Annotated in this window: 18 protein-coding genes; 7 read left to right on the top strand and 11 right to left on the bottom strand. The window is 37.8% G+C overall.

The features are described 5' to 3' along the window. Nucleotides 1-100: 100 nt before the first annotated feature. On the top strand, nucleotides 101-1,222 hold the full coding sequence (gene dnaJ / locus B0186_RS08370) for a molecular chaperone DnaJ (protein WP_078218908.1): 1,122 nt from the start codon (nucleotides 101-103) through the stop codon (nucleotides 1,220-1,222). Nucleotides 1,223-1,505: 283 nt separating this feature from the next. Then, entirely contained in the window at nucleotides 1,506-3,773 is a 2,268-nt protein-coding gene (gene nrdA / locus B0186_RS08365; RefSeq protein WP_078218907.1) for a class 1a ribonucleoside-diphosphate reductase subunit alpha, read from the top strand. A gap of 79 nt (nucleotides 3,774-3,852) precedes the next feature. Here the strand turns inward: nrdA and pilW are convergent, their stop codons facing one another. The 11 genes from pilW to seqA form a co-directional block, all read right to left on the bottom strand. Continuing rightward, a complete protein-coding gene (gene pilW / locus B0186_RS08360; protein WP_078218906.1) occupies nucleotides 3,853-4,392 on the bottom strand; it encodes a type IV pilus biogenesis/stability protein PilW in 540 nt (179 codons plus the stop codon). Nucleotides 4,393-4,422: 30 nt separating this feature from the next. Beyond that, the gene (gene rlmN / locus B0186_RS08355; protein WP_078218905.1) at nucleotides 4,423-5,541 is read right to left on the bottom strand and encodes a dual-specificity RNA methyltransferase RlmN; all 1,119 of its coding nucleotides are present in this window, start codon (nucleotides 5,539-5,541) and stop codon (nucleotides 4,423-4,425) included. Nucleotides 5,542-5,743: 202 nt separating this feature from the next. Continuing rightward, complete coding sequence (gene dnaX, locus B0186_RS08350) at nucleotides 5,744-7,750, bottom strand: DNA polymerase III subunit gamma/tau (RefSeq protein ID WP_078218904.1); 2,007 nt, start codon at nucleotides 7,748-7,750, stop codon at nucleotides 5,744-5,746. A gap of 30 nt (nucleotides 7,751-7,780) precedes the next feature. Then, entirely contained in the window at nucleotides 7,781-8,320 is a 540-nt protein-coding gene (gene apt / locus B0186_RS08345; protein ID WP_078218903.1) for an adenine phosphoribosyltransferase, read from the bottom strand. Between the two features lie 71 nt (nucleotides 8,321-8,391). Further along, a complete protein-coding gene (lpxM, locus tag B0186_RS08340) occupies nucleotides 8,392-9,345 on the bottom strand; it encodes a lauroyl-Kdo(2)-lipid IV(A) myristoyltransferase (protein WP_078218902.1) in 954 nt (317 codons plus the stop codon). A 20-nt stretch (nucleotides 9,346-9,365) separates the two neighbouring features. Beyond that, on the bottom strand, nucleotides 9,366-10,136 hold the full coding sequence (locus B0186_RS08335) for a TSUP family transporter (protein ID WP_078218901.1): 771 nt from the start codon (nucleotides 10,134-10,136) through the stop codon (nucleotides 9,366-9,368). Nucleotides 10,137-10,145: 9 nt separating this feature from the next. Then, the gene (gene mepA, locus B0186_RS08330; protein WP_172459657.1) at nucleotides 10,146-11,009 is read right to left on the bottom strand and encodes a penicillin-insensitive murein endopeptidase; all 864 of its coding nucleotides are present in this window, start codon (nucleotides 11,007-11,009) and stop codon (nucleotides 10,146-10,148) included. 10 nt (nucleotides 11,010-11,019) lie between these two features. Then, nucleotides 11,020-12,102 (bottom strand): chorismate synthase, encoded by a 1,083-nt coding sequence (gene aroC / locus B0186_RS08325; protein ID WP_078218900.1) that lies wholly within the window; start codon nucleotides 12,100-12,102, stop codon nucleotides 11,020-11,022. 12 nt (nucleotides 12,103-12,114) lie between these two features. Beyond that, nucleotides 12,115-15,405, bottom strand: coding sequence for a mechanosensitive channel MscK (gene mscK, locus B0186_RS08320; RefSeq protein WP_078218899.1), 3,291 nt, complete (start codon nucleotides 15,403-15,405; stop codon nucleotides 12,115-12,117). Between the two features lies 1 nt (nucleotide 15,406). After that, nucleotides 15,407-16,816 carry an o-succinylbenzoate--CoA ligase gene (gene menE, locus B0186_RS08315; protein ID WP_078218898.1) on the bottom strand — a complete coding sequence of 470 codons (1,410 nt, stop codon included), beginning with the start codon at nucleotides 16,814-16,816 and terminating at the stop codon, nucleotides 15,407-15,409. 2 nt (nucleotides 16,817-16,818) lie between these two features. Then, on the bottom strand, nucleotides 16,819-17,445 hold the full coding sequence (seqA, locus tag B0186_RS08310; protein WP_078218897.1) for a replication initiation negative regulator SeqA: 627 nt from the start codon (nucleotides 17,443-17,445) through the stop codon (nucleotides 16,819-16,821). 106 nt (nucleotides 17,446-17,551) lie between these two features. Here seqA and B0186_RS08305 point away from each other — a divergent pair, with 106 nt between their 5' ends. From B0186_RS08305 to B0186_RS08285, 5 genes are all read left to right on the top strand, one after another. Further along, nucleotides 17,552-18,328 (top strand): alpha/beta fold hydrolase, encoded by a 777-nt coding sequence (locus tag B0186_RS08305; RefSeq protein ID WP_078218896.1) that lies wholly within the window; start codon nucleotides 17,552-17,554, stop codon nucleotides 18,326-18,328. Between the two features lie 159 nt (nucleotides 18,329-18,487). Then, nucleotides 18,488-18,772: a LexA regulated protein gene (gene ybfE / locus B0186_RS08300; RefSeq protein ID WP_078218895.1), complete on the top strand. Its 285-nt coding sequence runs from the start codon at nucleotides 18,488-18,490 to the stop codon at nucleotides 18,770-18,772. A gap of 2 nt (nucleotides 18,773-18,774) precedes the next feature. Then, the gene (gene fldA / locus B0186_RS08295; protein ID WP_078218894.1) at nucleotides 18,775-19,299 is read left to right on the top strand and encodes a flavodoxin FldA; all 525 of its coding nucleotides are present in this window, start codon (nucleotides 18,775-18,777) and stop codon (nucleotides 19,297-19,299) included. A gap of 16 nt (nucleotides 19,300-19,315) precedes the next feature. After that, entirely contained in the window at nucleotides 19,316-19,762 is a 447-nt protein-coding gene (gene fur, locus B0186_RS08290) for a ferric iron uptake transcriptional regulator (protein ID WP_078218893.1), read from the top strand. Nucleotides 19,763-20,054: 292 nt separating this feature from the next. Continuing rightward, nucleotides 20,055-25,097 (top strand): YadA-like family protein, encoded by a 5,043-nt coding sequence (locus tag B0186_RS08285; RefSeq protein ID WP_078218892.1) that lies wholly within the window; start codon nucleotides 20,055-20,057, stop codon nucleotides 25,095-25,097. Nucleotides 25,098-25,163: the final 66 nt, after the last annotated feature.

Genomic DNA, 25,163 nt, shown 5'->3' with positions numbered 1-25,163 from the left:
AGGGCGTTATCACACGCCCTTTTGAGCTAACTATAAAACTCATTTTTTAGGTTATATATAACAAGAAACGGCAGCATACTAAGAGTTAAAGAAACAAACTATGGCAAAACAAGATTACTATGAAATACTAGGTATTCAAAAAAGTGCGGATGAAAAAGAAATTAAACGTGCTTATAAACGCCTAGCGATGAAATATCACCCTGATCGCACGAAAGGCGACAAAGAAAGTGAAGAAAAATTTAAAGAAATAAATGAGGCATACGAAGTTCTTGCTGACAAAGAAAAAAAAGCAATGTATGACCAATATGGTCATGCTGCTTTTGAGCAAGGAGGAGGAGCTGGAGGTTTTGGTGGCTTTGGTGATGCTGACTTTGGCGATATTTTTGGCGACATGTTTGGTGATATTTTCGGCGGTGGACGTTCTCGCCAACGAGTTGTGCGTGGCGAAGACTTGCGTTATGACATTGAAATAACGCTCGAAGAAGCTGTTCGTGGCTGTAAAAAAGATATCCAGATAAATACCCTTGTTCAATGCGATACCTGTCATGGTTCTGGAGCTGAAGCTGGTTCAAAAGTTGAAACTTGTCCAACTTGTCATGGTGCTGGTCGTGTTCGTCGCCAACAGGGTTTCTTTGTCACTGAACAACCTTGTCCACACTGCCATGGTACTGGTAAAAAAATTGAAAAACCTTGCCATACTTGCCATGGCGATGGACGAGTTCATAAAACGCAAAATCTTTCAGTGACAATTCCTGCAGGCGTAGATACAGGAAATCAGCTACGTTTAGCAGGTAAAGGGGCAGCAGGAGAAAACGGCGCTCCAGCTGGCGATTTATATGTTGTAATCCATGTTAGAAAACATCATATTTTTGAACGAGATGGCAATAATCTTTATTGCGAAGTACCAATCAGTTTCACAATGGCGGCACTAGGTGGCGAAGTAGAAATCCCAACTTTAGATGGTCGCCTAAAAGTTAAAATCCCAGCAGAAACACAAACGGGGAAATTGCTACGTCTTAGAGGCAAAGGTATTACTACTCGTGGTTATGCCGGAGACCTAATTTGTGAAATTGTGGTTGAAACGCCAATTCAATTAAACGAAGAACAAAAAGAACTATTAAGAAAACTTGAGGAGAGCTTAGAAGGTAAAAGTGCTCAACGCCCTAAATCTTCAGGTTTCCTAGATGGAGTGAAAAAGTTCTTTGATAATTTAGGTAAATAATACCTCAACCAAAGCTGTTCTTTTGAACAGCTTTTTTATTAACTCTAGAATAAGCATAATTTTTCTTAATACGACAAAGATATAGAATTTGATCTACTGCACAATTTTTAATAATTCTTTTCACTTCGATTTAGAATTTTTACTTATTTATAAGTAAGTTATTTTCTGTCAATAATTGAGTATCAAATTTATTACTTGAATTTTTCTATTTAACACATTATCTTGTTGCACGTTTTTCAATTGACAACTATATCTTGTGTTTTAATCACTCCCAGGAAACCTTATGAACAAAGCATTGATGGTCACTAAACGTGACGGAAATAAAGAGCCTATTGACTTAGATAAGATTCACAGAGTTATTACATGGGCAGCAGAAGGACTAGAAAACGTTTCTGTATCATTAGTTGAATTAAAATCTCATATCCAATTCTATGATGGGATTCGTACCTCAGATATTCATGAAACTATTATTAAAGCTGCAGCAGATCTAATTAGCAAAGACAGCCCTGATTATCAATATCTAGCCGCTCGTTTAGCCGTGTTTCATTTGCGTAAAAAAGCCTATGGGCATTTTGATCCACCAAAACTTTATGATCATGTAAAAAAATTAGTTCGTATGGGTAAATATGATCAAGCTCTGCTTGCTGATTATACTCGTGAAGAATGGGATGAAATGGATGGTTTCCTTGATCATTGGCGTGATATGACTTTCTCTTATGCTGCAGTAAAACAATTGGAAGGTAAATATCTTGTACAAAATCGTGTAACAGGTGAAATCTATGAGTCTGCACAATTTCTATACTTATTAGTTGCCGCAAGTTTATTCTCAAAATACCCTGCAGAAACTCGTTTAGACTATATTCGTCGTTTCTATGATGCGACTTCCACTTTTAAAATTTCCTTACCAACACCAATTATGGCTGGGGTTCGTACACCTACTCGCCAATTTAGTTCTTGTGTATTAATTGAGTGCGGTGATAGTCTTGACTCGATCAATGCAACAGCATCAGCAATTGTAAAATATGTTTCTCAACGTGCTGGAATAGGGGTTAATGCTGGCGCTATTCGTGCATTAGGTAGCCCAATTCGTGGTGGAGAAGCATTCCATACAGGTTGTATTCCATTCTATAAATATTTCCAAACAGCCGTAAAATCTTGCTCGCAAGGTGGTGTGCGCGGTGGTGCCGCAACAGTTTATTATCCTATTTGGCATTTAGAGGTTGAAAGCTTATTAGTCTTAAGAAATAACCGTGGTGTTGAAGATAACCGTGTTCGCCATATGGATTATGGTGTTCAGCTCAATAAATTAATGTATCAACGCTTAATTAAAGGCAATGAAATTACGTTATTTAGTCCATCAGATGTACCTGGACTCTATGAAGCCTTCTTTGCGGATCAAGATAAATTTGAAGAACTGTATCTTAAATATGAGCAAGATCCTGCAATTCGTAAGCGTAGTGTGAAAGCAGTGGAATTGTTCTCTTTATTAATGCAAGAAAGAGCATCAACTGGTCGTATTTATATTCAAAACGTAGATCACTGCAATACACATTCGCCATTTAACCCAGCTGTTGCTCCAGTTCGTCAGTCCAATTTATGTTTGGAAATTGCGCTACCAACTAAGCCATTACAGCATTTCCATGATGAAAATGGCGAAATTGCGTTATGTACGTTATCTGCCTTTAACTTAGGCGCACTGGAAAATTTAGATGAATTAGAAGGATTAGCAGATCTTGCTGTAAGAGCTTTAGATGCTTTATTAGACTATCAAGACTATCCTGTACTTGCTGCAAAACGTAGCTCATTAGGTCGCCGCTCTCTTGGTATTGGCGTGATCAACTATGCTTATTATCTAGCTAAAAATAATGTGCGTTATTCTGATGGCTCAGCAAATGATTTAACCCACCGCACTTTTGAGGCAATCCAATATTATTTATTAAAAGCCTCAATGAATTTAGCCAAAGAAATTGGCCCTTGTGAATACTTTAATGAAACTACTTATACAAAAGGCATCTTACCTATTGATACCTATAAAAAAGATATTGATGGCTTAACCAAAGAACCGTTGCATTATGACTGGGAAACCTTACGCAAAGAGATCCAAGAGTTTGGCTTACGTAACTCAACATTAACCGCATTAATGCCATCAGAAACATCTTCGCAAATATCTAATGCAACCAATGGTATTGAACCACCACGCGGACATGTGAGCATTAAAGCCTCGAAAGATGGGATTTTGAAACAAGTGGTTCCTGATTATGAAAACTTGAGTGAAAACTATGAATTATTATGGGATATTCCAAGTAATGATGGTTACTTACATCTAGTCGGTATCATGCAAAAATTCGTTGACCAAGCCATTTCTGCCAATACGAACTATGATCCAAAACGTTTTGAAGATGGTAAAGTTCCAATGAAAGTCTTATTAAAAGACTTACTAACGGCTTATAAATATGGTCTAAAAACACTGTATTATCAAAACACTAGAGATGGTGCGGAAGATGTGCAAGAAGATTTAGACTCCTGTGCTGGTGGTGCTTGTAAGATTTAATCATAACAAGCAAGAATATAAAAATGGCAAGATATTTACTTTCTTGCCATTTTCTTTTTCATAAATTTAGAAAAGCTTATTAAAAAAGTTTCTTTATTTTATCCGCTCTTTGAGGATCAATATTGTGTAAAAGTTTGAAATATTTTTCATAACGAGGAGTATTTCGCTCTGCATCGGCGCAAAGCACAATATTTTCGTATGTATCTGCTTGTTGATAATAATTAGGCGTAGCTAGAGCTTGTTCAAATAATTCATAAGCTCGAGCAAACTCTCCCTGACTACATAAAAATACCCCATAATTATTGCTCACATCGCCTTGTGATTTATCCAAACTAATCGCCTTCTCATAAGAAGATTTAGCTTGTTGAACATTGCCTTGTAATTGATATAAATAAGCAAAGGCAGAATGAACCAAGTAATAATCAGGCTGATAAGACAAGGCTTTATCAAAGTTGAGCTTAGCTTGTGAAAAATTGCGTAATTTTAAATAACCTAAACCTAATTCAACTCTGGCTTTAGCTGCTTGTTGCTTATCAAAGCTCACAGTTGTAGGCTGAGAAACACAAGCGGAAAGGAAAAGAGAGAAAATCATAAAATTAAATTTAGTCCAGTATCGCATTGATTTTCTCTCCTTTTTCATTATGAATAGTTAATTAATTTGACGAGCACTAATTTCTTCGCCAAAGCGTTTTTTCTGTGCTGTACGTTTTGTTCGGTCAATTACATCACCTGCAAGTTGTCCACAAGCAGCATCAATATCATCGCCTCTGGTTTTACGCACAATTACGGTAAAACCATATTCCATTAGGGTTTTCTGGAAACGATCTATGCGCGTATTTGAGCTTTTCGCATAAGGTGCTTCTGGGAACGGGTTCCAAGGGATTAAATTAATTTTACATGGTGTATTTTTCAACACATCCGCCAATTGATGCGCGTGCTCTACTCCATCATTAATATGATCAAGCATCACATATTCAATCGTGACTTTACCATGGTTTGCATTTGACACATTTAAGTAACGATTAACACTATCTATCAACATTTTGATATTGTACTTTTTATTAATAGGTACAATTTCATCACGTAATTCATCATTTGGCGCATGTAAAGAAATCGCTAATGCCACATCAATCATTTCACTTAACTTCTCTAATGCAGGTACAACACCTGATGTTGACAAAGTCACACGGCGTTTAGATAAACCATAAGCAAAATCATCCAACATAATTTCCATTGCCGGCACAACATTAGCCACATTCAATAATGGCTCGCCCATACCCATCATTACGACATTCGTGATAGGACGAACACCTGTCACACCAAAATTACCAATAATTTTTGAGGCACGCCAAACTTGTCCAATAATTTCTGATACGGTTAAATTACGATTAAACCCTTGTTGAGCGGTTGAGCAGAAAGTACAAGCTAAAGCACAACCAACTTGTGAAGATACACATAAAGTGGCTCTATCAGCCTCTGGAATATAAACAGTTTCTACTTGTTGATCTCCAACTTGCATTGCCCACTTAATCGTCCCATCAGCAGAACGTTGTTCTACCGCAACTTCAGGTGCTTTAATTTCAGCAACTGCTTTTAACTTTTCACGTAATTTCTTGTTGATGTTAGTCATATTATCGAAATTATCTTCGCCAAAATGATAAATCCATTTAACTAACTGATCTGCTCTAAAAGGTTTCTCGCCTAGTTCCTGAAAAAACTCTCGCATTTGTTGGCGAGTTAAATTCATTAAATTAATTTTGTCCGACATTCATTGCCTCGTTATTACACCTTGCGGCATTAATTGATGATAAAAAATAGGCGGAGATTGTACTTTGTTCGATAGGATTAATCTAGCAGTTTTCTTTTGATAGAAAAAAGAAAAAGAGAAATAAAGCGAAGTTTATGCGATCTAGATCGCAAAATGAAAAAAGAGCGGTCTGTTTTTGGGGATTTTTTAACAAAGAACCAAATTAAACTGGCCTAACGCTATTTAAATCAAGTTTGGCCGCAAATTCTCTTTCCAATAATTGCACCGATTTATCTGCCTGTAAGGCTTGTTTCGCTTGTTCGTTAAACTCTTGGTACACCAGATTTTGATAATACAAAGGTGTAGCTAAATTCTGCTCCTCAGAAATATTGATAGACAGCTGAATATCATGTTGATAAAAATCTGATAAGGCTTGTTTTAATTCTTTCTGGCAACGATCTAATAAATGTTCTTTCTCTGGCTTTAAAGATAAGATTATTTGATCTTCAGTCTGGCTTAATAATGCGGTATTGAGCGCCATATCTTTTGTGATACCACCTAAAGATAATTGCTCAATAACAGAAGTCCATTGATCTCTTTCTTTTGCAGCATCAATAACTCGTTGCATTAATTCTGGGCTAGCTTGTTCTAAAATCGCTTGCTTAATTTCAGAAGGGCGAATGGCACTTTCTTCCACTGTCATTTGTGGATTGCTCCATTCCCAACGATAATTTTCTGCTGTTTCCTCTTGCACATCATCATTGTCAATATTCTCCTCAATCTCAACTCCAGTTGAGGCTTTTAATAAATTAGCAATAAATCCATCTGGAGATTGTGGCTTAATATCAAGAACAGAAAGAGCGGAGATATTTTCAGAAGTTTCGCTTGAGGAAAGGCTGTTGATATTTTGTTTATCTACTTGTGACTTTTTTTTTTCGCTATCAGATTGCGATAACTGTTCTAAGGCATCTAATGCCCCTAAGGCTGAGCTACTGAATTTAGTATTATCAACCTTAGTATTAAGTTTTGTTGAAGGAAATTGACTAGCTGCAGAAACAACAGGAATTTTAACTACAGGTGTTGGTTCAATCTTTGCTGAATTCGGCTGATTTTGTACCGCACTTTGCTGAGAAGATAGCGCTAAAGAAGGGCTTATTAACTTCGGATGAAAAGCTAATGCTCTTAATAAAGTCATTTCCACACCTACACGAAGATTAGGTGCAAAAGCCAACTCTTTACGTCCATTCACAATCACTTGGTAAAAGAACTGCACATCTTCTGGCGCAATATGTTTAGCCAAAAATCCCAGCGAATTTTCTTCGTCTATTTTTTGTGGCAGAAGTTGTAACATCGCAATTTGATGCAATGTTTCGGCTAAAGTCGCCAATAAATTATCCCAATCAGCCCCTTTATCCGCAACAGCTTGGATAGCCTTCATTAGCATTTCGCCATTACCTTGTTGTAGCGCATATAAAATATCAATAGGCTGATTGTCATCTAACAATCCAAGCATGATATTTACAATATCCATGCTCACATGACCATTGCCCATAGCAATCGCTTGATCTGTCAGGCTTAAACTATCTCGAATACTACCTTCAGCAGCTTTGGCTAATTTTTCTAAGGCAAGGTGGTCAAAGGGAATATTTTCTTGTTGCAAAATAAAGGCTAAATGCTGTGCAATCTGCTGCTGCGACAAAGCTTTTAGGTGAAATTGCATACAACGAGAAAGAATGGTAATAGGTAATTTTTGCGGATCCGTTGTTGCCAATAAAAATTTTACATACTCAGGCGGCTCTTCCAAGGTTTTCAGCAACGCATTGAAAGAATGACGAGAAAGCATGTGGACTTCATCAATAAGATAAACCTTATAACGTCCTTGAGTAGGCTTGTATTGGACGTTATCTAACAACTCTCTGGTATCTTCAACTTTAGTGCGTGAGGCCGCATCAATTTCAATTAAATCAATAAAACGACCTTCCTCAATCGCTTTACAATGCTCACATTGACTGCAAGGATCTGCTGTGATGCCATTAATACAATTCAAACCTTTCGCAAATAAACGAGCAATAGAGGTTTTACCAACCCCTCGAGTTCCGGAAAATAAATAGGCATGGTGTAAACGATTTTCTCGCAAACCATTAGAAAGTGCGGTCAAAATATGCTCTTGACCAACGACCTCAGTAAAGGTTTTTGGTCGCCATTTTCTTGCCAGAACTTGATAACTCATTACCTATCTATCTCTATTGATTTGAGAAAATTAATGACCAGCAAATTCAACTAAAGTAAATGGTTCTACACCAAGATCACATAAACGAGCTTCGCCACCAAGATCTGGTAAGCTAATCACAAAAGCTGCATGTTTGACTTGACCTTGTAAACGTTCTACCAGTTTTACCGTCGCTTCAATTGTACCGCCAGTTGCTAATAAATCATCAATTACTAGCACATTATCGCCAGCTTGAATAGAACTTACATGAATTTCTAAGGTATCTTGACCATATTCTAATTGATAAGATTGGGAAATAGTTTCACGCGGTAATTTCCCTGGCTTACGCACTAAAACAAAAGGCACGCCTAGCGCTAAAGCGACTGGAGCACCAAAAATAAAACCACGACTTTCAGTACCAATAACTTTAGTAATACCTTTATCTTTATATTGTGCAACAATTAAATCTATTGTCGCTTGAAAAGCCTCTGGCACTTCAGTGAGGCTAGTAATATCACGGAAAATAATTCCTTCTTTTGGGTGGTTTGGAATAGATTTAATAGAGGATTTAATCAATTCTAATTTATTCATTTTATTCCCTAAAAACTATGATAAAAGTGTATTTGACAAAACGGCGCAAAGTTTAGCACAAATTGCCCTGGCTAACGATAAATATCTTCATTATCTTTGCGTGTTTTTAATAAGCGCAAAATCCATACATATTGCTCTGGCGTTGGCGTAACAAAATATTCAATCGCTTGGTTCATTACTCTTGCCGATTGCAGAGGTTCTTCCGTTAATTCTAAAGGCGCACAAATTTCCATTTCATACTTTCCACGCTGTGCGTTATAACGTGGAAACATTGGAATAACAACGGCTTTTGCCAGCCTTGCCATTTTATTTAATCCTGGCAAGGTTGCTTTATAAGTAGCAAAGAAATCAGCATAAACACTCAATTCTTCGCCATAATCTTCATCTGGTAAATAATAGCCCATCTCTCCTTTTTTCACATGATTAAGAAAAGGCTTAATTCCATTTTGACGAGCATGCATTTTTCCACCAAAACGCAAGCGCGTTCTCGTCCATAACCAATCCACAAGAGGATTACGATGCGGATTATACATGGACGTCATCGCCATTCCTTGCGCATGTAAAATAATTCCCGAGGCATCAATTGCCCAACCGTGTGGCACCATTAAAATAATATTTTTTCCAGCTGCTCTTGCTTGGTGAATATGTTCTAAGCCAGTAAATTCACTGCGCTTCTGTAGATGTTTTTTTGAACAAAAAGCAATTTCGCCAATTCCAAGCATCACTTGAGTGACAGTAATAAACATTTTATCAATCACATTATTACGCTGTTTTTCTGACCATTGTGGAAAACAATAACGTAAATTCACATCAGCGCGATGTCTTTGTTTTTTCGCTTTATATGCAATAATTTTGCCCAATTTCTCCGCTAACTTATCTCGCCAACGAAAAGGCACCAAAGCCAAAATCAATAAAGCAAAAATACCAAGCCAAACAGCCCAATATTTAGGCAATAAATAAGACCAAGACCAATGAGGTTGGTAACCCACTCGAGCTGTTAAACGTAGATCATTATGTTCCATCATTGTTACTCCAATCGCTTGTTTTACCAACTAAACCACGCTTGGTCATAAGCCATTTTTGCAGTCATAATAAAGGACATTAATACAACCATAGGGCGAATTAAGGTTTTTCCTTTAGTTAATACCATTTTCGCGCCTAAGTTAGCACCAATAAATTGACCAAGCATCATAACTAAGCCTAATTTCCACAAAATTTGTCCACCGAGTAAGAAAAAAATCAACGATGCAATATTAGAGGTAAAATTTAATACTTTCGCATGTGCCGTTGCTTTTGCTAAATTAAAACCAAGCAAGGTTACGCAAGCAAGGCTAAGTAAAGATCCTGTGCCCGGTCCAAAAAAACCATCGTAGAAACCAATCCCTAATCCAGCACTAAAAGCAAATAAGCTATAAGAAATACGCGCATTTCTATCTTCATTGCCAAGTGAAGGGGTAAATAGAAAATACAAACCAATAATCAATACAAGCACAGGCAGCACTTTCTTAACCAAGGTAGCATCTACATTTTGGATTAATAAAGTGCCTAGAGTAGCGCCAATGAAAGTCATCAGAATAATCAAAAAAAAGGCTCGTACATCTACCGCTCTTTTACGTAGAAAATATAAACTTGCAGAAAAAGAACCACCACAAGCCTGTAATTTATTGGTACCAAGGGCTAATGCAGGAGGCATGCCCGTCATCAATAAAGCTGGAATGGTAATCAAGCCACCACCGCCAGCAATGGCATCAATAAAACCAGCAATGCCTGCAACCAAAAACAAAATTAACATTAACTGAATAGTAATTTCTGCCATCTTCTTATCCTACTCTAACCATTCATGACGATTTGGGGCACTAATCAATTGCTGGCAAAGGAACGGCGCCTCTGGCACGACTTTTTTCGGCTTCGTGGTACTTGGTTTAGGCGGTTCAAACCAAGAATAAAGTTCATCGCCACAACCTTCTCCAGCAGGAACTGGCGATTGATTTTCACAATATGCAGCCCCTTTTGGACATGTCAAACGTACATGAAAATGGCTGTCATGCCCAAACCAAGGGCGAATTTTTTGTAACCAATTTCGATCACCCTGTACTGTTTGACATAATTTAAGCTTAATTGCTGGGTTGACAAAAATTCGACTTACTTGCGGATCTTTCGCTGCAAGACGAATAAGATTTTCATGATCCTTTGACCATAAATTATCTATTACTCGTTGTTTTTTACGATCCACAACCAATAACCCCATACCACTCGGATCTTGTGCATCTTTTGCTGAAAGCTTACCTAAACGTAACCAAATATCCGCATCAAGCCCCATTTGATGACTCGCATGCCCTGTTAAAAAACGTCCTCCTCCAGGCATCGCAATATCACCGATTAAAATGGTTGGAATGCCTGCCTGTTTTGCCTTTTTGCCTAATCGTTGTAAATAAGCAATCATATCTGGATGACCATAATAACGGTTTTTATTGGTACGAATAACCTGGTAGCCTTCCCCATTAAAAGGCAAGGCTTCAGCACCAATAATACAACCATTGCTATAACTTCCAATTGGCATCGTCTCACCACGAATAGGGCGTTTTACCGATTGCCAATATTGTGGATTGGCATTAAGCATTGACATGAAAAAAAGTGCGGTAGTAATTACCGCAGTTTTGTTCAATTTAAATATTATTTTTGTTTGCATAGGAAAATCCCTATTTGCATTGTGCTTTAAAAAGCAATAAATGATCTAATAAAACGATTGCAGTCATAGCTTCTGCAATAGGCACCGCTCTAATCCCAACACAAGGATCATGTCGCCCTTTCGTTATAACTTCAACAGGCTCATTATTTAAATTCACTGAACGTCCTGCAATCGTAATGCTTGAAGTTGGCTTTAATGCAATAGTGGCAATAATCGGTTGCCCTGAGCTAATGCCACCTAAAATACCACCTGCATGATTAGAACAAAAACCTTCAGGAGTCATTTCATCACGATGTTCCGTTCCTTTTTGCTCAACAACCGCAAAACCATCGCCAATTTCTACCCCTTTGACCGCATTAATACCCATTAACGCATGTGCCAAATCTGCATCTAAACGATCAAAAACAGGCTCGCCTAAACCCACAGGCACCTTTTCTGCAACCACAGTTAATTTTGCGCCAATAGAATTGCCTTCTTTTTTTAGCTCTCTAATCAATTCATCAAATTTTTCCACCGCACTTTCATCAGGACAGAAGAAAGGATTACTGTTGACTTTCTCCCAATCAATTTTGCTCACATCAGCAACAACTTGCGGATCAATTTTGATATGCCCAATTTGTGATAAATAACCTCGAACCTCAACACCAAAATGCTCACGCAAATATTTTTTTGCGATAGCACCAGCTGCAACACGCATAGCGGTTTCACGCGCTGAAGATCTACCGCCACCACGATAATCACGCAAGCCATATTTTTGCTGATAAGTAAAATCCGCATGTCCTGGGCGAAAACGATCTTTGATTTCGCCATAATCTTGTGAACGCTGATCGGCATTTTTGATCATCATGCCGATACTCGTACCTGTGGTTTTCCCTTCAAATACACCCGATAAAATTTGCACCTCATCATCTTCATGACGTGGCGTGGTATATCTTGATGTACCTGGTTTACGACGATCTAAATCAGGTTGAATATCTTCCTCTGATAAAGCCAGTCCAGGAGGAACGCCATCGACAATACAACCCAACGCAATACCATGTGACTCGCCAAATGTGGTCACTTTAAAAAGTTGACCAATACTGTTTCCTGCCATATGTTCTTCCTTTTATCCTTTTAAGCTCTCTGAAAGCACTTTTACTTCTTCATTCGTGGATTGGTTTTTGATAAATACATCCAACTGGTTAAATGCAATTTCAATGTTATGTTCAGCAAATAATTCATTGATACGGCGATTTAAGAAATCTTTGGTTTTAGTGCGGTCTGCAATTTTGCCTACATAAACACGCAACTCATGATCTAAGGTGCTAGCACCAAAAGTCATAAAATAAGCCGATGGCTCAGGTTCTTTTAATACTGCTGGCGTGTCATAAGCGGCTTGTAATAACAACTTGCGCACAAGCTCCAAATCAGAACCATAAGCAACACCAACACTAATCACAACACGAGTCATTGAGTTAGTTAATGCCCAGTTCACAATGCGTTCTGTTACAAAAGCTTTGTTAGGCACAATGACTTCTTTCTTGTCAAAATCAATAATGGTTGTAGAACGGATACGAATTTTTGATACGGTTCCAGAAAAATCGCCAATAGTTACTACATCACCGATACGCACAGGACGTTCAAATAAAATAATGATACCCGACACAAAGTTTGCAAAAATTTCTTGCAAACCGAAACCTAAACCAACGGAAAGTGCGGCGAATAACCATTGCAATTTTGACCATGACATACCTAAAGTAGAAAATGCCACACCACTACCTATGGCAATAATAAAATACGTCAGCAAGGTTGTTATGGTATAAGGTGTGCCTTGGGAAAAATTAAATCTTGAGAAAACAAGAACTTCTAACACCCCACCAATATTTCTCACTAAAGCATAGGTAGCACTTAAAATAATCAGTGCCAATAATAAATTCCATAATGTAATAGCTTCTGTTACTGTGCCTGTTTCAGTAGTAACAATTTGTTTCCATAAAGTTACTCCTTCCAGATAATAGGCAACTGTAATTAAATCTGACCACACCCAATATAACAAACCGATTAAACCAACGAGTAAAGCTAAATCTGTTACACGCAAGACTTGATCTTTAACAGCAGAAATGGCTAAGACTTCTTCTTGCGTATTAACGCTAAATTCTTCTTCGACAATATCCTCTTGAGATTGAGCTTGCATCTGCTCACGTTTTTCTTGTAAACGGCGATAAGCCAAACGGCGAGCCGAAACAGCAAAACCGCGGTAAACCATATTACGAGCCACTAACCATATCATAAGTGCGAAGTAAGAAGACATTAAGTGATCCATAAGGTTTAAAGTTGTGTAGTAATAACCTAAAACCACTAAAACAATAAGCACTATCGGCGAAATCAGTAATACAACACGAAAGACTTTAAGTAATAAACTTTTTTCGGAATTTTTTTCGTAGGCTTGAACTGCATAACGCATACGAGGACCAACAATAAATAAGGAAATGACTAAAACCACAATAGTCATTAATTGACCAATCACATCATTTGTAATTCCACCTTCTAGGTAAGTAAACATGGAAGCATTTAACCAAAGTACAGCAATCCATACGGATCGTGTCATAACGTTAGAAAATAGCTCTACATTATGTTTTAGCATATTAAAATGGCGATAAGCAATACCATTTGGACGGAACATGGCTAACATAAAAGAAAAGAGTAACCAATATCCGGACATTTTTAGCGACCACCACCAGAATTTTTCTGGCTCATTGAAACAAATAAAGGTCACTAAAATTAAACCAGCTAAGACAGATAACGTCATAGGTAAACAAAGGATAATTGTCCAAAAAATAGCTTCTGGAGTGTAAAGTTGTTTATCTCCTAACGTATTGATTTTACTATTAATATAGTTTAAACGCTGTTTAATCTGCTCTTTACGCCAAGAAACAAAAAAAGCCAAACCTAAAAAGATAGTAATTAAAGTAACCCCAGAGACAAGATTATTTTTCCAATTACTAAAATTAAATTGTTCTCGAATATCTTCTAATTCAGCTTTTAATGCCGATGGAAAAGCTTTAAACCAATCAAAATCAATAGGCGCATTGCTTTTAACCCAGAAACTTTGTTGTTGCAGTTTTCCTTGCAAAGTATCACTAATTAAGGTTACCTGTTTTTGATTTAATTCAATATTGATAGAGAGATTAAGCTGGTTATTTAAAATAGAAACTAAATCAGAAATTCCCTTTTGACGTTCTTGTAAAATTTGCGCTAACTGCTTTCGTTCGGATTTATCCAAACTAACTTCTTGTTTTTTCTCTAAATTGGCAATATAACCATTTACGTCATAAAGACTATCTCTCAGCTCTGTTAAATCAAAAATTCTTACTCGCAAATCAGTAATTTGCTTCGACAAGCCTGTGATGATCTGATCTTGTGGTAATAATTGCTTTTGCTTGTTAATAATTTTAGATAATACCAAAGTACCTTGTAAGGCACTAATCTGTTCATTAATATTACGTTCAGTTTGTTGCAAATTGTCTAGAACTGACTTAATGCGTAAATTATCTTGTGATAACGCATTCAGTTTTGTTGTTTGAGCAACTAACTCTTGACCAATTTGGATATTGATTTGCTGTTGTTGAACTAGCAAAGGATTGCCATCTGTTTCCTTTTGCGCTTGTTTCAATTGCTCTGCTTGCTGTTTGGTTTCCGCTAGTTTACGTTGATTAATTTCGCTTTGAAGAGCGGTTTGTTTCTCTTGCCAATGTTGTTGGGCAAGATTTTTAAACTCCAACTGCAAGGTATAAAGTGCGGTAAGTTCATTATCACCCTGCAGCAAATTTTGATTATATTGATTTTGCAACTCAATTAATGTGCTTTCCGTGGCTAATTTATTTTGTTCAATCCGCCCAATATCTACATTAAAAGATAATTTATCAATTTCTTGCGAGCGAGCTAGATTAGCACTTAATGCGCTTTGTGTGCGCTCAGAAGCAGATCGCTGGTTAACTAATTGTGCATTTACTTGTGCTAAATCCACTTGAACTTGCTGCAAATCTACTTGAGTTTTGGCTAAATCAGTTTGTAATTGCTCCATAGAAAATTTAGCAAAATCATAATTTTCTGGTTCATTTTTTAATTTAATAATCTCTTCACGCACCTTTCGTTGTTCATTTGGCGCATCTTGAATGAGCTTTTGTAGCTTCAAATTATCGTCTTTCTGTTTTGCAATTTTAGCCAAGAGGACAAGCGTATCTTCTAAATTTTGCACCGCACTTTTATTCTCTTGTAAAGATTGATCCGCTCTCTTCGCCTCATCAAGTCGTATCTTTACATCACTTTCCGTTAAAATGGTGCCTGCAAGTGCAAACTGAGCTAAGGTAAATAACCCTAGAATTGCGATCTGTTTAATTTTATTCTTGATATTCATATTACTTTCCTAATAAATGAGTTAGCTCAGATTTTAACTGATGACGTGAAATTTTAATGTTCCCTTGTGCTTGCAAAATGAGTGGGAAATATTGAATAGGTTGCTTAAACTTTTCTAATTTATCCACTAGCCAAATCTGTAATTCATGTACTGCCTGTTCAGAAAAAACATCATAAAACTTAATCATGGCTACAGGTCGTTGCCCAAATTCTGCATCATCAACAGGTAATACAAAAACCTGCTCGACTTTTTCATTTTGCCCGATAATCTGTTCAATTTCTTCTGGTTGAATATTTTCACCACCAGAAATAAACATATTATCCAAGCGCCCTAAAATGCGCAATTCATTATCTTGCCAAATACCTTTATCCTTTGTAGCAAACCAACCTTGCTCATTCAACAAAGAATGAAGCTCGCCTTGTTGCCAATAGCCTAAGGCAAGCCCCGCACCACGCAACCAAATTTCATCAAAAACCAACCGCACTTCACGCCCAGCTAAAGGTTGCCCGACCCCGTGCTTACCATTACTCAACTTAGCGCAAACTGTGGATGCCATTTCTGTCATACCATACCCACTGTAACTTTTTACGCCATACAGCGCCAGCTTGTCCGTAAGTGCGGTAGGAATTTGCGCACCTCCCAACAAAATATGTTGCGTATAACGTGGCGCTTGAGGATGTTGTTGCCAATAATCTAACAAGCGCTGTAATTGGGTTGGCACTAATGAACAATGGCTTGCTTGGCTTACAGAAAAATAAAAATCCTCTTGAGGCAAATGTAACTCCGCCCCCATTGCCAACCAGCGCCAAATAATGCCTTGCCCTGAAACATGAAACAAAGGCAAGGATAAAAGCCAGCTATTTTTTGCACTAAATTGGGTTAACTCACAAACGCCAAGTGCATTATCTAAATGCCCTTGTACACTATGCGCAACTGCTTTGGGTAAACCGCTTGATCCCGAAGTTAAGGTCAATGTTGCCACTGTGTGCAAATCTATATTGGCCTCTGTTTCAGGTACAAAATCCGTATATTGTTGTTGATTTTCAGTGATAGAAAGTGCGGTTAAATTTTTGCTATTTTCAAACTGCGATGATGTGGCGTTAAAGATAAAATCGCATTGATAACATGCCATAATTTGCTGAATTTTATCAGCATGAAAATTCGGGTTAATCCCTAACACTCTAGCACCAGACTGAATAGCGGCTAAATAAGCCAATAGCAATGAAAAACTATTTTTGCCACAAAGCGCTACTCCACTTCCTGTTTTAACGCCTTGTTGTTGAAAAAGTGCTGATTGCTGAGAGATTAAAGAACAAAGCTGTTGCCATGTAAAAACATCGCCTTGCGAATTTCGCAAGGCAATTTTGGATTGAAATAAAGGGGAGGTTGCATATTTATGCCAAAGGAACATAACTAATTTGTCACAAAAAAAGGTCTAACTTCTTCGATTAGTTCTTGTGGTAAATGCATAGACTGCATCGCACCTTCTAGCATCAGCATTTTACGCCCACTATTTGTATTGGTTATAACCCAAAATGGTGTGTCAGGAATTTGTTTCGGTTTAGTATGATTACCCGCCATCAACAAGGTGCCTTCATCACGAGCAAAATAAACTCTGGTACGCCCTTGTAGGCTTTCTGTGGCTAACGCAAAACTTTCAGGGTTGGTACGATAAAGCGCACGCAGCAAACTGAGAAAACGTACAACCGCTTTTGTCTCTTGTTGAAATTCTTCTGAAGATAAAATGCTTCTTACTTTATCAACAATTTTTTGAATAGCTTCATCAGACTGTTTTTTAACCGGAATTATGACTTCGTCTGTTTTCACTACGTCAGCTGGAGCTTCTTTTTGTGCTTTTGTAATAGGCTCAGAGGTGACACTTTCAGTAGATAAATTTTCTGAATTTTGTACCGCACTTGAAAGATTAGAATAAGGGAAATTGAGTAAACGACGTAAAATATCAGATGCACTTTCGCCGATAGATTTTGTTTGACTTGCAATGTATTGATAAAGCTCTTCATCGACTTCAATAATTTTCATAACCGACTTATTCCTCTTGTTCAAGTTTGTGAATAGATTTCTACTTGATCTATTTAGATTTTTCGCACATTATAACGATTTCTTTACAAATACTCACGCAAAAATTATGTCCTCAACCAAATTACTCAACTATCAATTTCATCCCGTCAACAACGTACAAAATCACCCAACGCTTGTATTTATTCATGGTTTATTTGGCGATATGAATAACCTCGGTGTGATTGCCAGAGCCTTTTCCGAACAGTACCCTATTTTGCGCTTGGATTTACGCAACCATGGACAAAGTTTTTATAGTGAAGAAATGAATTATCAACTGATGGCAGAAGATGTTTTGGCGGTAATTGATCATCTCAATTTAGATAAAGTCATTTTAATTGGTCATTCTATGGGAGGAAAAACAGCGATGAAATGTGCGATTTTACGACCGCACTTAATTGAAAAACTCATCGTTATTGATATTGCTCCTGTGAACTATGGCAATAATGGGCATGATACCGTCTTTGCTGGGTTATTTGCAGTGAGTAAAGCACAACCAGAAACTCGCCAACAAGCCAAACAAGTTTTAGCTGAACACATTCCGCAAGAAAGCGTCCAGCAATTTATGCTCAAATCTTTTGATGCACAAGCAAAAGAAAAATTTCGTTTTAATTTGACCGCACTTAAACAAAATTACGCCAATATTATGAGCTGGGAAAATGGCACTTTTGATAAACCAACGCTTTTCATCCGAGGCGGATTATCCAACTACATTTTGCCAGAATATGAAACTCAAATTCTTACTCAATTCCCACAAGTAAGTGCTTTTACTATCAGTGGAAGTGGGCATTGGGTACATGCTGAAAAAGCAGATTTTGTCATCCGAGCAATTCAACGATTTTTGTAAGAAAAAATTCCAATTCTTACTTAATTTCTAGGGTTTAACTCTCCTATAAATTATGGTATAGTTCGCTCCAAATTTTGCTTGTAGCTTATCATTCTCAATTAGAATCTCATTCTCAATTCGAATTAAGCTACAATTGATGTATTTTTCAGTGGTTTGAAAATGGCTAAACAAGATGCAGATTGTATTACATTAGATCTGTTTACGAATCTTCCCAAAGTAGGACGGCCTAGAACAAACCCACTGTCTCGTGAACAACAACTCCGCATAAACAAACGTAATCAACTTAGACGCGATAAATTTAGTGGGCTAAAGCGTATCGAGTTGAAATTACATGCGGATTTAGTTCAACGATTAGAAGATCAGGCGTCTGAACAGGCGATGAGTCGTTCAGAATTAATTGTAACGATTTTACAAGATTATTTTAAAATTCAAGGAAACAGATAAAAATGGCTATTGTCGGTTTATTTTATGGTAGTGATACAGGTAATACTGAAAATATCGCTAAAATGATACAAAAACAATTAGGCTCAGAATTAGTGGATATTCGTGATATTGCCAAAAGTAGCAAAGAAGACATCGAAAGCTATGATTTCTTAATGATTGGTATCCCAACTTGGTATTACGGCGAAGCTCAATGTGATTGGGATGATTTTTTCCCAACATTAGAAGAAATTGATTTCACTGATAAATTAGTGGCTATTTTTGGCTGTGGTGACCAAGAAGATTATGCAGAATATTTCTGTGATGCAATGGGCACAGTACGCAATATTATTGAACCTAAAGGCGCTATTATCGTTGGACATTGGCCAACTGAAGGCTACACTTTTGAAGTTTCACAAGCCTTAGTTGATGATAATACGTTCGTTGGCTTATGTATCGACGAAGATCGTCAACCAGAATTAACCGCAGAACGTGTGGAAAAATGGGTTAAACAAGTTTATGATGAAATGTGTTTAGCGGAATTGGCATAAAATTTGAGGAACAACTATGTCTGAAGAAAATATCAAGCTATTAAAAAAAGCTGGGCTAAAAATCACTGAGCCTCGCCTAACAATTTTGTCCCTGATGCAAAATAACAGAGAAAATATGCAACATTTCTCTGCTAAAGATATTTATAAAATGCTCCTAGAGCAAGGCGAAGATATTGGTTTAGCCACAGTTTACCGTGTACTTAATCAATTTGATGAAGCCAATATTCTAATTCGCCATAACTTTGAAGGTAACAAATCCGTTTTTGAATTAGCACCAGAAGAACATCACAACCATATTATTTGCGTAGATTGTGGCAAAGTTTTTGAATTTAATGATGAAGTTATTGAAAAACGCCAACGTGAAATCAGCGCTGAACATGGTATCAAATTAAAAACTCACAGCTTATATCTCTATGGAAAATGTAGCGATATACAAAACTGTGATGAACCAAACAAGAAATAGCTAAATATCAAACCTCTTAAATTACGGCATCTTCTGAAATTTAAGAGGTTTTTTCTTAAAAAAACTACCGCACTCTCCCCTCTTTTTCTCACTCAATACTGAGCTAACCTACTGAAAAAAAAAAAAAAAAAATAGAAAATATAACTCCGGCTTTATTTACAAAAATTTACTCTTCATTTACAAAAATTTACTCTTCTTTAAAAGACTATCTGCGCTAAAAAACGTACAATCTGGTCGATTTTTTTACTTATAACTAACATGACTAATTTCAATCTATATAGGGAGATATTTAATGAATAAAATTTTTAAAGTAATTTGGAACCATACTACTCAAACTTGGATTGCTGTTTCTGAGCTAGGTAAATCCAAAACAAAGTCAAAATCCCAGACAAATACCACAATTAATCTCTCTAAGAGTCTAGGGTTAATTTCCTTAGGAACTTTCGGGGTGGCAGGGACAGTATTAGGTGCAGCAACAGCCGATCCAATTACATATGATGGTACTACTGCTACTCCTGCGAATACACTTTATGTTACTACCTCAGATAAGCATGTTTTAGTGGGGAAAACCGCTCAAGGTGGTAACGATCATAAAATGAATCGAGATGAAGAAATTGTTTCCATCGGTTTTAACACAAAGGCATCAGGGCGTCAGACGATTGCTATTGGTAGTAACGCAACTGCTGCACCAGGACAAACTTCAGATGGCGCAGCGTTCAGTAACTGGGGCGAGTCGATTGCTATCGGTCATAATGCGAATGCCAATGCACACCGAGGCGTTGCCATTGGTCCGGATGCAACAGTAGAGGGATATCCAGGTTCTGTAGCAGTAGGTGCTAGTGCCAAAGTGATTGGTGAGTACGGTACTGCGGTAGGTCTCTCAGCTAAAACACAAGGGCATTATGATATTGCAATTGGTTATTCGGCAAGTACGTACAACCTAGATAAAAACGGTAAACCAGTACCTCATAACCAGAGTGCCTATAACCTCGCTGTTGGTGTTGACGCTCATGCAAAAAACGGTTTCTCTACTGCGGTTGGTCGTCAGGCTAAGTCTGTAAATCAGGCGAATGCATTTGGTTATCTAGCAAATGCAAGCGGGGTGCAATCTGTTGCTGTGGGTACAAAGGCTAGAGCGATAGGTAATAACAGTGCCGCCTTTGGTTATAGTGCAACAGCTAAAGGCTGGGGGGACATTGCTCTAGGTTTAGAAGCGAAAGCCACACCAAATGCTGGAGGTGGGGCTACTGCATTAGGTCAGTCAGCTCGTGCTTTTGGGAAAGAATCAGGTGCTATTGGTTTTGGTAACATTGTAGGTATGACACCACCGGCAGCACTACCAACAGACCCAACTGAACTCAAAACATTGCAAGATAGTGGATTGGGCTCATTTGCGGTTGGTGCGAGAAACAATATCACTGGAATCGGTACCTTTGTTTTAGGTTATGGGGTAACGGTAAACACAAGTAGCTCGGTAGTGTTAGGGGATAGTTCTTCTCAGACAGGATCTCACATTGTGGAGAATGTAACAAGTGCGACAGTAACGGGGATTTCTTACTCTGGCTTTGCTGGTAAAGTGAGAGATGTAGGGCGTTTTGTCAGTATTGGTGCTCCAGACTCTAACGGTAGAGTAAATCAGCGCAAAATTATTAATATGGCGGCTGGTAAAATTGAAAGTAATTCAACTGAAGCTATCAACGGCTCACAACTTTACTTAACTCATAAAGCGATTAATGATGTAAACAATAATATTCCGTTTGACTATACCCACAAAGACGATGATAAACCACTCGTGCGTTTAGGGGATAATTACTATAAAGAAGAAGATATTGCTAACTTAACTTACGACCCTAATACCAATACCTTTAAGGATAATAATGGTAGAAGAGTTACACCAACAGCAGTTCCAGAAAATAAAGTCAATATCACTGTTAAAGGTGAACCTAAAACTGTTGAAAATATCGCTGGTAATTTAGCACCAACTTATAACAAAGGTGACCTAAAAGAAGGTGGTACGGATGACAAACCTAACGGTCAATTAACTGATAATATCTCTCCAGCTTACACTCAGCGCGCAACAAAACCATCTCCAGAAGAGATGAAGAAAATTTACAACAATGCTGCAACTGTAGGTGATGTACTAAATTCAGGTTGGAATTTAAGTCTTAACGGCGATAGCCAAATAGATTTTGTTAAACCTTACGATACAGTGAACTTCGCTAATGGCAAAGGTACGCTTGCAAGCGTGGAAACTAAAGACGGTAAGGTATCAAATGTGACCTTTAACATCGACAATGGCACAGCCACAGCCTTAGAAAGCGGTGCATTACAAGGTACTTCACCAGAAGAAAAAGCTAACTTAGAAAAAGCAGTAAAAGACGCTGAAAAAGCCGCTGCAGATGTTAAGACAAAAGAAACTGAATTAACAAAAGCAAAAGAAGCTCTTGCAGCTGTACCAGAAGGTGAAAATAACAACCAAGCTAGACAAGAAGCTCAAGCTAAAGTTGATGAAGCTCAAAATGCCCTTGCTGAGGCTAAAGCAAAAAAAGCTAATAAAGATTCTCTAAAAGCCAAAGCAGACAGAGATCTATTGGCTGTGGATAACAAAGTTGCTACTGTTGAAAATGTTGTAAGTGCGGTCAATAAATCTGGATTTACGATTTATCAAGATGAAGCCACTGATGGCAATAAAAAAGCCTTAGTTAACCCAGGCGATAAAGTGGTTTATGCTGCTGAAGGCTTGGCAACTGTTACTGTTGATAAGGAAACTGATGCTGGCGTAACGAAGATCACTTATAAAGTTGATGCACAAGCCGTTGCAGAAACTGCACAATTGCCAGTGGTTTATACTGATAAAGATGGTAATAAGTTGATCAAAGGCGATGACGGTAAATTCTACCCAGCTGATTCAGTGAAGATTGATGGCAAATACTATCCGAAAGGTTCTGCAAAAGATGGTGATGTTGTTAAGAAAGATGGTCAGCCAGCAACGGAACTTCAACCAAAAGCAACAGGCGATGTTATTGCATCAATGAACAACGCAGCAGGTTCAACAACGAACCCAATGGCGTTGACGAATATTGCGAGCAATCTATCACCAGTAGATACAAAAGTTGTATTTACTGAAACAGGTGTACCAGTTGCAAATCCATTTAATGGAAAATCAGCGCCAGCGTTATCAAAAGCATTAGAAAATCCAGATAGTCCGTTACGCAATAATGCAGCAACAATTGGTGATGTGTTAAATGCAGGCTGGAATTTACAAGGTAATGGCGAAGCGAAAGACTTTGTTCGTCATACTGATACAGTGAACTTTGTCAATGGCGTTGGTACAACAGTAAGCGTAACTACGGATGACAAGCAAAAAGTGAGCGAAATCCGTGTAAACAGCTTAGTGGGATTAACAGCCCAAGATGGAACACCTGTAATCAAAGGTGATGATAATAAGTTCTATAAAGTTGATGCAGAAGGTAAGCCAAATAAAGCTCAACCAGTTGAAGCAAGTGATCTTGTTGCAAACGTTATCAATCCTGCAGCAGCTGCACCGAATAAAAAAGGTGATCCATTACAATTAGGTAATATCGCTGCAGGTGCGAAAACATTTGATAACGAAGTCGGTGGAAACCTAGGTTCAGATCCTGTGACATTAGCTAACGATGGTAAATGGTATCCAGCTGATCAAGTTGAGGCCACAGGTAAACCTAAAGCAGATGCAACAGCAATCCCTGCACCAAAAGGGGATAACAATATTAAAGCGGGCTTAATCGACTTTAATAATTCAAACCCAAATAATGCATTAACTGTTGAAGATGCTCGTAACCTTGGCTGGATCGTAAGTACATCAGACAATGGATATGCTGACCAAGTTCGTAATGCGAATAAAGTGAACTTCAAAGGCAAAGACGGTATTTCTGTCACTGGTGAAACCAATGCTGATGGTGTTCGTGAAATTACTATCGCACTTAAGAAAGGTGAAGTGGTTAAATCTAACGAATTCTCTGTGACAAAAGAGGGGGCAGATAAGCCTATCAATGTGATTAAAGTGGGTGATCAATACTTCAATAAAGACGATATTGATCCAACAACAGGTAAACCAATAGAAGGCAAAAAACCAGTTAAAGTCGATGAGACAAAAGATAAAGTTGAAAACAAAGGTGAGGACTTTGTTACTGGTAATACTGTAGCTGAGGCTATCCAAAAATCTGGATTTACTGTGGGTAAAGCAACCGATACTGCAACGGTTGATTTCAATAATAAAGATGAGAAAGTCAACCCTGATGATAACTTGCGTTTCGCAGATGGTAAGGGGACAAGCGTTTCTTTAGGTACTGTGAAAGAATTAGATAAAGCTGGCAATATCCAGACTACAACCGTAGTTAAAGTTGATGTGGATACTGCTAAGATTTCTGATAATCCAAATGGTTCTGTAAAAGGTTCATTTGCTACTCCAGAAGCTAAAGCAAGTGCACAAAAAGAAGTTGAGAAAGCAGCTAAAGATTTAACAGATGCTCAAACTAAGTATGAGAAAGCTGTTAAAGACTTGACGGCTGCAACAACACCTGAAGCAAAATTAGCGAAAGCACAAGAGCTTGTTGCGGCAACAACAGCATTAAATAAGGCTGATAAAGCATTAGCTGATGCCTCTAAGCCGTTTAATAAAGTCGCAACAGTAGAAAATGTTGTTGATGTAATTAACAATTCTGGCTTTACGTTGAAAGCAAGTGCAGTTGAAAATAAAGGTAAGCTCGAAACTGGTACAGCAGACAAAACTAAAGGCGAGTTAATCAACCCAGGTAAAACTGTGGAAATGATTGCTGGTAAAAATATGTCTGTAAAACATGATAAAAACGGTCAGATTACTTATGCAACGAAAGACGATGTTAATTTCGACAGCGTTCAGTTTGGTGATAATGGACCGAAGATCCAAAGAGATGGTGACAATATTAAAGTGAGTAACAGCACTGGTGGTCCAACTAAGATTACCAATGTTGCACCAGGCACAGCAGATACTGATGCTGTTAACGTTAAGCAGTTAAAAGAGGCTGTTGGTAATATCAATAATAACTTTGGCGATATTAATAACCGCGTCAATAAACTAGACAAACGCATGAGAGGTATTGGTGCGAATGTAGCAGCGGCTGCATCTCTACCACAGGTTTACATTCCAGGTAAATCAATGATCTCTGCGGCAGCAGGTGGTTACAACGGGGCTTCTGCAGTAGCTGTTGGTTATTCAAGAGCAAGTGATAATGGTAAACTTATCTTGAAATTAACAGGTACAGCAAACAGCACAGGTCAATACTCTGGTGGTGTTGGTGTGGGTTATCAATGGTAATCTAAGCTAGCTGAGTTAACTTAACTAACTGATATAAAGCCCTCTTCTTGATCTGACCCCAAAAAG

This window comes from Canicola haemoglobinophilus, from assembly GCF_002015075.1.
GTDB classification, from domain to species: Bacteria; Pseudomonadota; Gammaproteobacteria; order Enterobacterales; family Pasteurellaceae; genus Canicola; species Canicola haemoglobinophilus.
The sequence above is the reverse complement of the archived record's forward strand: the minus strand, read 5'-3'. Positions and strand labels throughout refer to the sequence as shown.

Excerpts from the sequence above, each read along its gene's own strand:
- aroC (WP_078218900.1), bottom strand. The coding sequence starts at position 12,102 with ATGGCAGGAAACAGTATTGGTCAACTTTTTAAAGTGACCACATTTGGC.
- pilW (WP_078218906.1), bottom strand. The coding sequence starts at position 4,392 with ATGCGATACTGGACTAAATTTAATTTTATGATTTTCTCTCTTTTCCTT.
- lpxM (WP_078218902.1), bottom strand. The coding sequence starts at position 9,345 with ATGATGGAACATAATGATCTACGTTTAACAGCTCGAGTGGGTTACCAA.
- B0186_RS08335 (WP_078218901.1), bottom strand. The coding sequence starts at position 10,136 with ATGGCAGAAATTACTATTCAGTTAATGTTAATTTTGTTTTTGGTTGCA.
- fldA (WP_078218894.1), top strand. The coding sequence starts at position 18,775 with ATGGCTATTGTCGGTTTATTTTATGGTAGTGATACAGGTAATACTGAA.
- fur (WP_078218893.1), top strand. The coding sequence starts at position 19,316 with ATGTCTGAAGAAAATATCAAGCTATTAAAAAAAGCTGGGCTAAAAATC.
- dnaJ (WP_078218908.1), top strand. The coding sequence starts at position 101 with ATGGCAAAACAAGATTACTATGAAATACTAGGTATTCAAAAAAGTGCG.
- B0186_RS08305 (WP_078218896.1), top strand. The coding sequence starts at position 17,552 with ATGTCCTCAACCAAATTACTCAACTATCAATTTCATCCCGTCAACAAC.
- menE (WP_078218898.1), bottom strand. The coding sequence starts at position 16,816 with ATGTTCCTTTGGCATAAATATGCAACCTCCCCTTTATTTCAATCCAAA.
- seqA (WP_078218897.1), bottom strand. The coding sequence starts at position 17,445 with ATGAAAATTATTGAAGTCGATGAAGAGCTTTATCAATACATTGCAAGT.
- ybfE (WP_078218895.1), top strand. The coding sequence starts at position 18,488 with ATGGCTAAACAAGATGCAGATTGTATTACATTAGATCTGTTTACGAAT.
- rlmN (WP_078218905.1), bottom strand. The coding sequence starts at position 5,541 with ATGTCGGACAAAATTAATTTAATGAATTTAACTCGCCAACAAATGCGA.
- mscK (WP_078218899.1), bottom strand. The coding sequence starts at position 15,405 with ATGAATATCAAGAATAAAATTAAACAGATCGCAATTCTAGGGTTATTT.
- apt (WP_078218903.1), bottom strand. The coding sequence starts at position 8,320 with ATGAATAAATTAGAATTGATTAAATCCTCTATTAAATCTATTCCAAAC.
- mepA (WP_172459657.1), bottom strand. The coding sequence starts at position 11,009 with ATGCAAACAAAAATAATATTTAAATTGAACAAAACTGCGGTAATTACT.
- nrdA (WP_078218907.1), top strand. The coding sequence starts at position 1,506 with ATGAACAAAGCATTGATGGTCACTAAACGTGACGGAAATAAAGAGCCT.
- B0186_RS08285 (WP_078218892.1), top strand. The coding sequence starts at position 20,055 with ATGAATAAAATTTTTAAAGTAATTTGGAACCATACTACTCAAACTTGG.
- dnaX (WP_078218904.1), bottom strand. The coding sequence starts at position 7,750 with ATGAGTTATCAAGTTCTGGCAAGAAAATGGCGACCAAAAACCTTTACT.